11 protein-coding genes and 1 tRNA gene (1 of these 12 cut by a window edge) are annotated in these 12457 nt (G+C 35.0%); 7 read left to right on the forward strand and 5 right to left on the reverse strand.

Features of this window, described 5'->3' with window-relative positions; translation table 11 throughout:
• Nucleotides 1-19: transfer RNA gene (locus tag RT037_RS10460), tRNA-Lys, on the reverse strand; it reaches 154 nt to the left of the window's first position.
• Nucleotides 20-138: 119 nt separating this feature from the next.
• Between RT037_RS10460 and RT037_RS10465 the strand changes: the two genes are divergently transcribed.
• Nucleotides 139-657 carry a shikimate kinase gene (locus RT037_RS10465; protein WP_312323112.1) on the forward strand — a complete coding sequence of 173 codons (519 nt, stop codon included), beginning with the start codon at nt 139-141 and terminating at the stop codon, nt 655-657.
• Nucleotides 658-674: 17 nt separating this feature from the next.
• Here the strand turns inward: RT037_RS10465 and RT037_RS10470 are convergent, their stop codons facing one another.
• Nucleotides 675-1115 carry an RNA-binding S4 domain-containing protein gene (locus RT037_RS10470; RefSeq protein ID WP_312323111.1) on the reverse strand — a complete coding sequence of 147 codons (441 nt, stop codon included), beginning with the start codon at nt 1113-1115 and terminating at the stop codon, nt 675-677.
• 55 nt (nt 1116-1170) lie between these two features.
• Here RT037_RS10470 and RT037_RS10475 point away from each other — a divergent pair, with 55 nt between their 5' ends.
• On the forward strand, nt 1171-1905 hold the full coding sequence (locus RT037_RS10475; protein WP_312323110.1) for a hypothetical protein: 735 nt from the start codon (nt 1171-1173) through the stop codon (nt 1903-1905).
• Nucleotides 1906-1979: 74 nt separating this feature from the next.
• Here the strand turns inward: RT037_RS10475 and mtaB are convergent, their stop codons facing one another.
• From mtaB to RT037_RS10490, 3 genes are all read right to left on the reverse strand, one after another.
• A complete protein-coding gene (mtaB, locus tag RT037_RS10480) occupies nt 1980-3335 on the reverse strand; it encodes a tRNA (N(6)-L-threonylcarbamoyladenosine(37)-C(2))-methylthiotransferase MtaB (RefSeq protein WP_313030861.1) in 1356 nt (451 codons plus the stop codon).
• A gap of 86 nt (nt 3336-3421) precedes the next feature.
• Nucleotides 3422-3613, reverse strand: coding sequence for a DUF6496 domain-containing protein (locus tag RT037_RS10485; protein ID WP_312323107.1), 192 nt, complete (start codon nt 3611-3613; stop codon nt 3422-3424).
• A gap of 5 nt (nt 3614-3618) precedes the next feature.
• On the reverse strand, nt 3619-4095 hold the full coding sequence (locus RT037_RS10490; RefSeq protein ID WP_313030863.1) for a hypothetical protein: 477 nt from the start codon (nt 4093-4095) through the stop codon (nt 3619-3621).
• A 128-nt stretch (nt 4096-4223) separates the two neighbouring features.
• Between RT037_RS10490 and RT037_RS10495 the strand changes: the two genes are divergently transcribed.
• The 5 genes from RT037_RS10495 to RT037_RS10515 all read left to right on the forward strand — a co-directional run bounded on the left by RT037_RS10495 (nt 4224) and on the right by RT037_RS10515 (nt 12259).
• Nucleotides 4224-6353: a DPP IV N-terminal domain-containing protein gene (locus RT037_RS10495; RefSeq protein ID WP_313030865.1), complete on the forward strand. Its 2130-nt coding sequence runs from the start codon at nt 4224-4226 to the stop codon at nt 6351-6353.
• 158 nt (nt 6354-6511) lie between these two features.
• A complete protein-coding gene (locus tag RT037_RS10500; protein ID WP_313030868.1) occupies nt 6512-8182 on the forward strand; it encodes a peptide MFS transporter in 1671 nt (556 codons plus the stop codon).
• Nucleotides 8183-8366: 184 nt separating this feature from the next.
• The gene (locus tag RT037_RS10505) at nt 8367-10079 is read left to right on the forward strand and encodes a peptide MFS transporter (protein WP_313030871.1); all 1713 of its coding nucleotides are present in this window, start codon (nt 8367-8369) and stop codon (nt 10077-10079) included.
• Nucleotides 10080-10197: 118 nt separating this feature from the next.
• Complete coding sequence (locus RT037_RS10510; protein WP_313030875.1) at nt 10198-11712, forward strand: peptide MFS transporter; 1515 nt, start codon at nt 10198-10200, stop codon at nt 11710-11712.
• 28 nt (nt 11713-11740) lie between these two features.
• Nucleotides 11741-12259, forward strand: coding sequence for a thioredoxin family protein (locus RT037_RS10515; protein WP_079665992.1), 519 nt, complete (start codon nt 11741-11743; stop codon nt 12257-12259).
• The last annotated feature ends 198 nt before the right edge of the window (nt 12260-12457 follow it).

A 12457-nucleotide genomic window follows, 5' to 3' on the forward strand; every position in this document is an offset into this window, starting at 1 on the left:
CCAGCTGAGCTACCGAGTCGGCCACTTCAACAAGTTGCGTTATCACATTCGAGTAACATCCCTTGTTTTTAGTGGTGCAAAGATATAACTTTTTTTTGATTCTCAAAATTTTTTTCGAAATTTGTTGAAAATAAAAACATGATAATTTCCCTTATCGGCTACATGGGAAGCGGAAAATCACACATTTCCAAACTTTTAAGCCAGAAAATAAATTTCAAATTAATTGACCTTGATCAGCAAATAATTTTGAAACATCAGAAAAAAATTTCCGAAATCTTCGCTGAGCGTGGCGAAATTTTCTTTAGGAAGGAAGAAAAATCAATTCTTGAAGAAATATTAAAACTTGATGATAATATTGTTTTGAGTCTTGGCGGTGGCACTCCTGTCTATTACAACAATATGGAACTTATCAACCAAAAATCGAAAAGTATCTTTCTACAAGCTTCTGTTAGCACATTAACGGAACGATTGTTAAGACAAAAGGTAAAACGCCCACTCATTGCAAGATTATCCGATGAAGAGCTTCCAGAGTTTATTGCAAAACATCTTTTTGAAAGAAATACTTTTTACTCACAAGCAAATTACACAATAAATACAAATAATAAGTCACCAGAAGAAATAGTTGATGAGATTATTGCGACTTTAGATATAAGATAAAAACAAGAAGACGAGAATTAATTCTCGTCTTCTTTTATTTCGGTAAAAAACTGATCCCAAGACTCTTCATCCATCAATTCTTCTTCGTCTCCTTCCACATCTAGGAAACCTTCAATCTCTCGGCGATCTTTTTTAGTTGGTCTACCTTCTCCCCTATTTCTATAATAGTTTTGGGAGCTTTGACGCATTTTCAAAATTTCGTATTGCTCTTTATCCGTTCTATCGACAACATGCAAAGTCACAAACTTAGCGCCAATTCTACTTTTGGGAATTTGTAAAACTTCAATTTTATAATCGATTTGATTTTTTCTAATTTTTATAATATCGCCAACTTTCACCTCTTTAGAAGACTTTACAGGCGATGCACCAATGCTTACACGATTCTTTTTGATCTCGTCAGCGGCAATACTTCTTGTCTTATAAAATCGAACACTCCACAAAAATTTATCAATTCGCATATTTTTTATACTTTTGCTCCGTTAAATAATCGGCAATTTAAGATTAAATTCAAAAATGAAAAAAATATTATTCGGTTTTGCAGTATGTGCACTAGCACTACAGAGCTGTAAGAAAGACAATGCAGATGACGCTCCAGTCTATACGGAGCCAACAATTGATGTGCAAAATCAATACGATGACCAAGCGATTACCAAGTTTCTAGATAATAATTATTTCGATGCACAAGGTAATGTTAAAGCGTTTAGTACAACAAGTGCTGATGACGATAATGAAGCTAAACTTTCCACTTACCCAAAAGAAACGCTATCTAACGGTACTATCATTATTAAAAGAGCTAATGCGCAACCAGATCCAGGTAAGACGATCGCACCAACAGATAGTTTGAGAATAATGAGCACAACGACAACGTATTGGGCAACTAATGAGGATAATGAAGTTAAATTCCGTTACGGAACAGTTTTCTCAAATGACATTTTTGGGTCTGGAAACGTACAAGTTGACCCACCTTATTATTATGTAACTGAGAAGTTTATGGCTGACAACAATAATACAGACCGTAATTTTTATCAAATTGAAGGTTTTACAGAAGCTTTACAACATTTTAAATCAACTGAAGTGGATGATTCTACAACACCTAACTTACAGGGTATCATTATTGTGCCTTCTAGGGCTGCATTTGCAAGAGATAAATATTATCAAGCGTCAACATATCCTTTAGTTGATATGCGAAACAGAACTTTTGTATTTAACTTCCAAGTTTATAAAAGTATTACGAGACCAAAACCTTAATCTTTGGTTTTAAAACATAAAAAAAGAGAGTCAAATATTTGACTCTCTTTTTTATTTATCTAAAGTATATTTTTTTAAATCTTTGCTAAGAAATCTTCGAAAGCAGCCTCTACTGCAACAACACCTTCTTCATCGATCTTCGTAAGTTTTAACATTTCTATTTGATTAACAGAATTGATATCAAATGCTTTTCTAACACGAACATAATTCTCTGTAAAACCATACATAAAGTCATTTTTGTTTTCATGCTCCCAAAGAACTGGCAAGGTCTTACCCAATTGCGTTTGATAAAAAGCCATTTTCTTTTTCTCCGATAAAATACGAAGCATTTTATTACGCTTTTTACGTTCTGGGATTGGCACAACACCATCCATATCACTTGCTTCTGTATTTTCTCTTTCAGAATAAGTAAAAACATGAAGATAACTGATTGGCAAATCGTTCAAGAAATTATAAGTTTCCATAAACTTCTCTTCGGTCTCACCTGGAAAACCAACGATAACATCAACACCAATACAAGCGTCAGGCATTACTTCTCGAATTTTTGAAACTCTATTCTGATAAAGATTGGTCAAATAACGGCGTTTCATCTTTTTTAAAACTTCATCGCTTCCCGATTGCAACGGAATATGAAAATGCGGAACAAAACTTCTGCTTTTCGATACCAAATCGATACTTTCGTCTTTTAACAGATTTGGTTCGATAGAAGAAATCCTAATTCGTTCAATACCATCAACTTTATCCAACTCTGAAATTAAATCCAAAAAAGTATGCTCGTGCTTTTTGTTTCCGAATTCACCTTTTCCGTAATCGCCGATATTAACACCAGTCAAAACGATTTCTTTAATATCTTTCGCTGCAATTTCTTTAGCGTTATTGACAACATTTTCGATAGTATCACTTCTAGAAATCCCTCTAGCTAACGGAATTGTACAATAAGTACATTTGTAATCGCAGCCATCTTGCACTTTTAGAAAAGCACGCGTTCTGTCTCCAATTGAATATGATCCAATGAAAAAATCGGCTTCATCAATTTCACAAGAATGAATCTCAGCCGAACTTTCAGCCTTTTCTAAATCGTTGAGATAACTTAAAATATTAAATTTCTCTTTGGCACCAAGCACCAAATCTACACCTTCGATATTAGAAATTTCTTCAGGCTTCAATTGCGCATAACAACCGATAATTGCTACCAAGCCTTCTGGATTTGCCTTCATCGCACGCTTTACGTGAAGCTTACATTCTCTATCTGCATTTTCGGTAACCGAACATGTATTAATAATATAGACTTTCGCAGGTTGATCAAACTCCACTTTATCATAACCCGCGTCAGTCAATTGACGGGCAATTGTTGAAGTTTCTGCAAAATTAAGTTTACAACCTAAAGTATGGAAAGCCACCGTGTTAGGCTGTTGATTTCGTTTTGTCATAAGGCTGCAAAATTACTAATAAATTATAATAGTCACAAAATGAGATTAGACACAAAAAAAGCCAACCAAAGTTGACTTTTAAATTATTATTTCTTGGTTGTAGAATCTTTTGGAACCTTCAAACCTTCATCTCGAGCCTCCGAAATACCAATAGCAATCGCTTGTTTTCTATCAGTTACTTTTTTGCCAGAGCTCGATTTTAATTTTCCTTCTTTAAACTCATGCATCACTTCGCCGATTTTCTCTTGCGCTTTTTTGGAATATTTTCGAGTTGTCATTTTTTTTAAGATTTAGGAATTAAAACGCCAAGTTCGTAAACTTTGGTGTGCATCAAAAAACGCACACGTTCTCGTGAAGTTACCTTCTGGATTTCACCTTTTTTATCAATCACAAAAACGCCGTCTTCAGAGATTAAAGAATCAGAATCTGACAACAATTCTTCTTCAACACTTTTATCTGTAATTTCTGAATCTCTTTTAACATACTTTGCAACAAGCTCTTTGAATAAAGGATTTCCCGAATGGATAATCTCATAATTCGGGTTAGGCTCTGCTGCGAAATAATCTTTTTTAGCAATTAAGCCAGCCGAATCGTCAAATACAGGATTATCATTACCGTCTAAGAAACCAACTTCCGTTAATTTTCCGTTGTTTTCGTTTGCAAATTGTTCTGCCTCAGCATAAGAATTAAATTTAGTATAAAGCACTTCATTGTCAAGTTCAAATTTTGTAAGGCGACTTCTAATATCAGTATTTTCCATAGTAAATTATTTTTGGTGTTTTTAAAAACATACAAGAATGTTGCCAAGACTTGCGGATAAGCATTTACAAATCCTTAATATCTTGCCAAAATCTGTATCTTTACGAAAGTTAATTCCAATTATTTATAATGAAAAAGATAATATTATCCAGTTTGGTGATTGCAGCATTCTATAATGTTAAAGCACAAGAAATTACATTAGACAAAATATATTCTGGTTACTACAGAGGAAAAGGCATTGCTGGAATTGCTTCTCTGAAAGATGGCGAAAATTATACAACGATTGAAAAAGGTGGAATAGCAAAATATTCTTATAAAACATCGACAAAATCAGGAAATATCGTTGATGGCAATTTTGAATCTTACACTTTTTCTGATGACGAATCTCAAATCTTACTTCTAAAAGAAAGCGAGCCAATCTACAGACATTCTTTCTTAGGCAAATTTGATGTTAAAAACCTTAAAAACGGAAAGGTTGTTAGCTTAAACAATGGCAAATGGGTACAGGAACCAAAATTTTCTCCTGATGGTTCCAAAGTGGCTTTTATCGCTGATAATAATTTATTTTATCAAGATTTAAACACTCAAAAAATTACGCAAATAACGACAGATGGTAAGAAAAACGAAATCATCAACGGTCTTGGCGACTGGGTTTATGAGGAAGAATTTAGCCACCCAGATTATTATCAATGGAACAAAGCTGGCGACGCCATTGTGTTTGTAAGATTTGATGAAACTAAAGTCCCAGAAATCAATATCCCGTTGTACAACAACAATTTATATCCGAAATTGATGACTTACAAATATCCAAAAGCTGGTGAAGAAAACTCGAGCGTTACGGCACATTTGTATCAATTAGCATCTTCAAAATTGTCTACACTTACCTTAGGAAGTTTTGAAAACTATTATATTCCTCAGATTTTCCAAACTAAAGCCAACAATGAGATTATTATAGCGACTTCTAACAGACATCAAAATAAAGTTGATCTATTAAAGATTAACACGCAAAATGCATCGGTACAAAAATTATTTTCTGAAACCGATAAAGCTTGGATAGAAACCGACAAACTAACCATGGAATTCTTAGACGACAACTCTTTCCTTTGGGCGTCTGAGCGCGACGGATATCGTCATCTGTATTGGTATGACAGCAACGGAAAACTAAAAAAACAAGTTTCTAAAGGCGATTGGGAAATCACAGATTACTATGGTTATAATCCAAAATCTAAAGAAGTTTTTATACAAACTACACAAAACGGAAGCATCAATAAAGTTGTTTCAAAATTAAATATTAACTCCGGAAAAACTGAGATTATATCGGAGAAAGAAGGTACTAACAAGGCGGATTTCAGCAAGAATTTTAATTATTTCATCAACACAACATCAACTGCGAAAATGCCTTTTAAATATGTTTTAAAAGATGCTAACGGAAAGAATGTTAAAGAACTTCAAAACAACGACGAACAACTCGACAAATTAAAGAAAGACAACTTCTTAGCTAAAGAATTCTTAACCATTCCGAATGCTGTCGGCGACCAAATGAATGCCTGGATGATCAAACCAAAAGATTTTAATCCTAACAAAAAATATCCGGTTTTTATGTTCCAATATTCTGGTCCTGGATCTCAGCAAGTCTCTAACTCGTGGGACGGCGGAAACGGAATTTGGTTCGAAATGTTAGCCCAAAAAGGTTATTTAATTGTTTGTGTTGACGGTCGTGGTACAGGTTACAAAGGGACAGCTTATAAAAAGTCAACTTACAAGCAACTTGGTAAATACGAAATCGAAGATCAAATTACCGCTGCAAAATGGCTTGGCAATCAATCTTATGTTGACAAATCTAGAATAGGAATTTTCGGTTGGAGTTTTGGAGGATATATGGCAAGTCTAGCGATGACAAAAGGTGCCGACGTCTTCAAAATGGGAATCGCAGTTGCGCCAGTTACCAACTGGAGATATTACGACTCGATCTACACCGAAAGATTTTTGCAAACACCGCAAGAGAACAAAGATGGTTATGATCTTAACTCGCCGACAACTTATGCTAAATTGTTGAAAGGAAAATTCTTAATGATCCATGGCACAGCCGATGACAATGTACATTTTCAAAACGCGATGGAATTTTCAGAAGCTTTAATTCAGAATAAAAAACAATTTGATTTTATGGCTTATCCAGACAAAAACCACGGCATCTACGGTGGTCAAACAAGACCTCAGCTTTACGAAAAAATGACCAATTATATTTTGGAAAATCTTTAGAATTTCTAAAACAATTTTTACAAAACAGACAGCTTTCAACGACTTGGAAGCTGTTTTTATTTAAAACTAATTGTTAAACAAAATTAAATTTGAAGTTAATATTTACTTTATCTATCGAATAAAAATCTTATTTTTGACAAATTTGAAAAAATAAAATTATGAAGAGCAAGCATCCTAAAGGGCTTCCCTATCTTTTTTTTACCGAAATGTGGGAACGATTTGGCTACTATTTGATATTAGGAATTTTTGTTTTGTACCTCATTGAGCCGCAAGGTATTGGTGGCGGACTTGGCTTTCCTGATAAAGATGCAGATGATATTTTTGGAACTTTTATCGCATTAACTTACTTAACACCTTTTATCGGAGGCTTTTTAGCTGACAGAGTTTTAGGTTATATTAAATCCATCTATCTCGGCGGAATATTAATGGCTGCTGGATATATTGGCTTAGGCGTTTTCACGGATAAACCTTTTTTCTACACATCTTTAGCTTTAATTATTATCGGAAACGGTTTCTTCAAACCAACTATTTCTACACTTTTAGGAAATCTTTATTCGGAAGAACCTTTCAAAGCAAATAAAGATTCTGGCTACAATATTTTCTATATGGGGATTAATATTGGAGCGTTTATTTGTAACATTATTGCTGCTTTTATGCGAAACAAATTCGGTTGGGGAGAAGCCTTTATCACCGCAGGTGTTGGGATGTTATTAGGTCTTGTTATTTTCACCATTGGTAGAAAACATTACATCCATGCAGCACAGATGAAGCCTGTACAAGAAGGCGATACAAAGCTGTCAGAAATTTTTTTAAAAGTTTTTGGTCCAGCAATTATCTCGGGTGTTGTTGGCTGGTTTGTACCAACAATGATCTTCGGAAGTAATATATTTGGTAGCACCAATACTGATGCATTTATTTTCGCATGTATACCAGTTATTTACTTTTATGTTTCACTTTATCTTAAAGCCAATCCACTTGAAAAACCATCAATCGGCGCATTACTTTCAATATTTTTGGTAAGTATGTTCTTTTGGGCAGTTTTCAAACAAAACGGAACCGCTTTAACAAGATGGGCAAATTATTATACAGATCGTTCAGTTTCAGAATCTGTAGAAAAACCTTTAGCAGCTTTATTTTTGGTTGAAGAAAAAAACTACGAAACTAAAGATGTTAACGTATACGATGATCAATTCCGTTCTCAAAAGGCTGAAGATGGTTCAGCATTAAAAGAACAAGGAAAAGACATTTATTTCCGCAACATTTCCACCGATGAGAAAGCCAATCTTGAATCAAAAAATGACAACAAGGTGTTTCTTTACAACACAGAGCTCTTCCAATCTATAAATCCATTTTGGGTAATTGTATTAACACCTGTTGTTGTAGGTTTCTGGGCATTATTGAGAAAAAAAGGAAAAGAACCGCTGACGCCATCTAAAATCGTTTTAGGACTTTTCATTTCTGCATTATCGTGTTTGGTTATGGTAGGCGCTGTATATGCTGGACAAAATGGCCTTGTAAAAGTATCCGCACTTTGGCTATTTGCATCGTATGGTGTTATTACTGTCGGCGAATTATGTCTTTCTCCGATGGGATTATCTTTCGTTTCTAAATTGTCACCAGCAAGATTAACAGCTTTGATGATGGGAGGTTTCTTCCTTGCAAACTCTGTCGGGAACAAGCTTTCGGGAATCTTAGCAAGTACTTGGTACAGTTATGAGAACAAAGCCAACTACTTCTTAGTCAACTTTGCATTGTTAATTTTTGCAACTTTATTAGGACTTTCGATGTTAAAACGTCTCAACAAAATTATGAAAGAAAAAGGGCACTAATCCTTTGACAATCAATATAAAAATCTCTGCAGCAATGTGGAGATTTTTTTATTTAATAAAATTCAAAAACGCAACAAAGTTTAGAAAAGCATCAAAAAACAGCATCTTTTTATGATTAGCATCATGCCATTTTCAAAAAAAAGCTATATTTGTCAGTCTTAACAAAAATTTAACAATAAAAAATATGGATACAGTACAGGCCAAAGAAAGGCATCCTAAGGGGCTGTGGGTTTTATTTAGCACAGAAATGTGGGAGCGTTTTAACTTCTACGGAATGCGTGCAATTTTAACCTTGTTTATGGTTAACTCCTTAATGTTAGGGGAATCGAATGCTTCAATTATCTATGGTGGATTTTTAGCATTATGTTATTTAACACCACTATTAGGCGGTTTTATCGCTGACAAATATTTAGGAAACAGATATTGTATCATCCTTGGAGGAAGCTTAATGGCGATTGGACAATTCTTATTGTTTTATAGTGCTGTAACTTTCGAAAGCTCGCTAGACACTTCGAAAACTGCATTTTGGCTAGGTCTATTGGTGATTGTTTTTGGTAATGGATTCTTCAAACCAAATATCTCATCAATGGTTGGTAGTCTTTATCCTGCACAAGAAAAAGGCAAACTAGACTCTGCTTTCACCATTTTCTACATGGGTATCAACATTGGTGCGTTATTAAGCCAATATTTTGTACCACTTATTGCAGACGTTGTGGTTGATGGGCAAAGAGATGTACACGCTTTCAAATGGGGTTATCTAGCTGCAGGTATCGCAATGGTTTTAGGAACAGTTACTTTTATCATTCTTAAAAACAAATATGTTGTCGATCCAGAAGGAAAACCAATCGGAGACATTCCTAAGAAGTCTGATGCAAAAGATGCTGAAAACGAATCTGCTAAATTTGCATCTAGCGCTTTATTAGGTTCTTTAACACTATTCATCGTATTATTCTTCACATTCAGATATCTATCGGTGGACGAAATTTGGTTTTCAAAATTCGAAATCGGAACCTTAGTTAAAGGAATTATTTATCCAATTATCTACTCTTCTGGTATATCATTAGCGATATTAATTTTATTAGACAAAGCCCTTACAAAAGTAGAAACGCAAAGGATTTTAGTAATCTATATTGTTTCGTTCTTTATTATTTTCTTCTGGGCAGCCTTCGAACAAGCAGGATCTTCATTAACCTTTATCGCTGATAACCAAACGGACAGAACATTTTTATTCGGATGGCAAATGCCAGCGTCGATGGTACAGATCTTTAACGGTATTTTCGTTGTAATGCTTGCAGTACCTTTCAGTATTCTTTGGGACAAATTGAGAGCTAAAGGTAAAGAACCTGTATCTCCATTAAAACAAGCAATGGGACTTATCTTAATCGCGGTAAGTTATTTCATTATCGCGCATAATGTAAAAGATTTAGGTAACGATGGATTACTTGCTATCAAATGGTTAGTATTGCTATATTTCATCCAGACTTGTGGTGAACTTTGTCTTTCACCAATTGGTTTATCTTTGGTAGGGAAACTATCTCCAAAAAGATTCGCATCATTACTTTACGGAGTCTTCTTTATTTCGAATGCTGCAGGTTATGCTCTTGCTGGTACATTAGGATCTATACTTCCTGCAACAGGTGATAAATTTAAAATGGCTCAAGAAAAAGTAGGTATCAACTTGCAAGATGTCCTTGATAAAAAAGTGACTTTAACGCCAGAGCAAACGGCTAAGTTTAGCGAAATGCATTTACCAACAGAATATACAACATTTGCAGGCTTTACAATCCACAATTTATATGAGTTCTTTATGGTATTCGTTATCCTTTGTGGTATTGCGGGTGTCTTATTAGCTTTAATTTCTCCAAAATTGAAGAAAATGATGCACGGTGTTAACTAGACCAAATCTAATTCAACAATAAATCTTAAAAACCTCTGAGCAATCGGAGGTTTTTTTGTACTTTCGTATGATGTTTTTTATGAAACATATCACTGAAGTTTATTCAATTCAATTTTAAATGAGTTTAACATTACAAGAAATTCAGGATTTTAAAGGCAAATATCCAAAACAAATTTGGAGTCTTTTCTTCTCTGAAATGTGGGAGCGTTTCTGCTTCTACGGTATGCGTGGGATGTTGGTATTCTTTATGATCCACCAACTTAACTTCCACGAAAAAGAAGCCAACTTACAATATGGCGCAACACAAGCCTTTGTCTACGCTTTCACTTTTATTGGTGGACTTTTCGCAGATAAGATTTTAGGTTTCAGAAAATCACTATTCTGGGGAGGATTATTAATGATTGTCGGTAGTACACTTTTGGCTGTTGATCCACACGTTTATTTCTACTTCGGACTAGCTTTCATTATTATTGGTACAGGTTTTTTTAAACCAAATATCTCAACAATGGTTGGCGAACTTTACAAAGAAGGCGATAACAGAACCGATGCAGGCTTTTCATTATTCTATGCAGGGATTAACCTTGGTGCATTTTTAGGTGGATACGTTTGTGTTGCAATTGGTAAAGGTTATATGTTGTCATCAGTTATTGACGAAGCACACCGTTGGAACGTTGCTTTTGGACTGGCTGCTGTTGGGATGTTAGTGAGTTTGATTAATTTCCACTTCACTAAAAAGAAACTTGGTCCTATTGGATTACAACCAGGACATCCTGATGCCATTGTAAAAACAAAACCACTTCCAAAATGGGCAGAATATGCAGTCTATGTTGGGACGCTACTTTTGATTCCGTTGATCCAAGTAATGATTTCAAAAACCGAGTACACAGATTATTTCATGTATATCATTGGACCCGCAACTTTGGTTTATTTATTCTTTGAAATGTCAAAAGTATCGGCAGCTGAACGTAAAAAATTAGTTGCGGCATTGGTATTCATTATTTTCTCAATTATCTTTTGGGGAATTTATGAGCAAAGTGGAGGTTCATTAAGTATTTTTGCAGCTAAAAACCTTAACGACTCTTTAGTTGGATTAACAGTTGATCCAAATGGTGTTAATAACTCAGGCGGCGCGTTTTTCATTATTTTGTTAGCGCCATTGTTTGGACTACTTTGGATTTGGCTGGGAAAAAGAAAACTCGAACCGAATACCATCATTAAATTCGGACTAGGATTTATTTTCTTAGGTTTAGGATATTATGTATTATTTGCTACAAGATTCTTTGCTACAGACGGCGTTTCGTCATTAGACATCTTTACAACTGCATTATTAGTCATCACCATTGGAGAACTTTGTTTATCACCAATTGGGTTATCAATCATGACAAAATTATCGCCAGCAAAATTACAAGGGATCATGATGGGAATGTGGTTTTTAGCATCCGCTTATGGACAATATGTTGCAGGGTTAATTGGTGCTAATATGGCAGAAGCAAGAGAAAACGCTGGTAAAGCAGAAGCACTTTTAACCTACACCGATGGCTACAAACAATTAGGACTTTACGCACTAATTGCCGGTGTAGTATTAATTTTGATATCTCCTATTGTTAAAAAATTAATGCAAGAAGTAAGATAAAAATCGAGCTTCTTCATAAAACAAAATTATGATGAAGATTTTTTTCTCAGTACTTTTCACGTTGTCGTCTTATTTTTCTTTTGCACAAGTGCATTGGATAACGATTAACGAAGCGCTCGAAGCGCAGAAGAAAGTACCGAAAAAAATCTTCATTGCTTTTACAGATGACCACTGCGATCCGTGTCAAAAGATGGAAAAATTCGCTTTTGACAATCCTGTTATCGCAAAAATGATTGCTGACAAATTCTATGCAGTTAAGTTTTTTGCAGACAGCAAAGAGAAAGTCAACTTTCGAGGACGCGATTTCGAATATAAGGACAACGCCACAATGCATTCTTTCGCGAAGTATATGAACATCTCGACGGTCCCGACCATCGTATTTTTGGATGAGCATGCCGCCCCAATTACGAGTCTTATGGGTGCACTTTCCGCAAAAGATGTTGAACCTTACTTTTCGATGATTAGTACGCAGGACTACAAAAACATCACAAGTCGTCAACAGTGGGACGATTATCAACGAAAATTCAAATCAAAAATAAAAGATTAAACTTCAGCATTCCTGAAGTTTTTCTTTTTTTAGGAGCAAGAAAAACTCATGGTACTTAGAAAAGTGACTCCCGCTGTACGCTTTATCTTTGCGATGTGGCGTTCGGACGGCTCCGCTACGCTCCGCCGCCTCGCGCCACCCCACAAAGGATGCCGCTTCCATGGTAAGTTTGCATTAGGATAATTAAGGAAGTAAATT

It is taken from the genome of Soonwooa sp. (assembly GCF_032062245.1).
Taxonomy (GTDB): domain Bacteria; phylum Bacteroidota; class Bacteroidia; order Flavobacteriales; family Weeksellaceae; genus Soonwooa.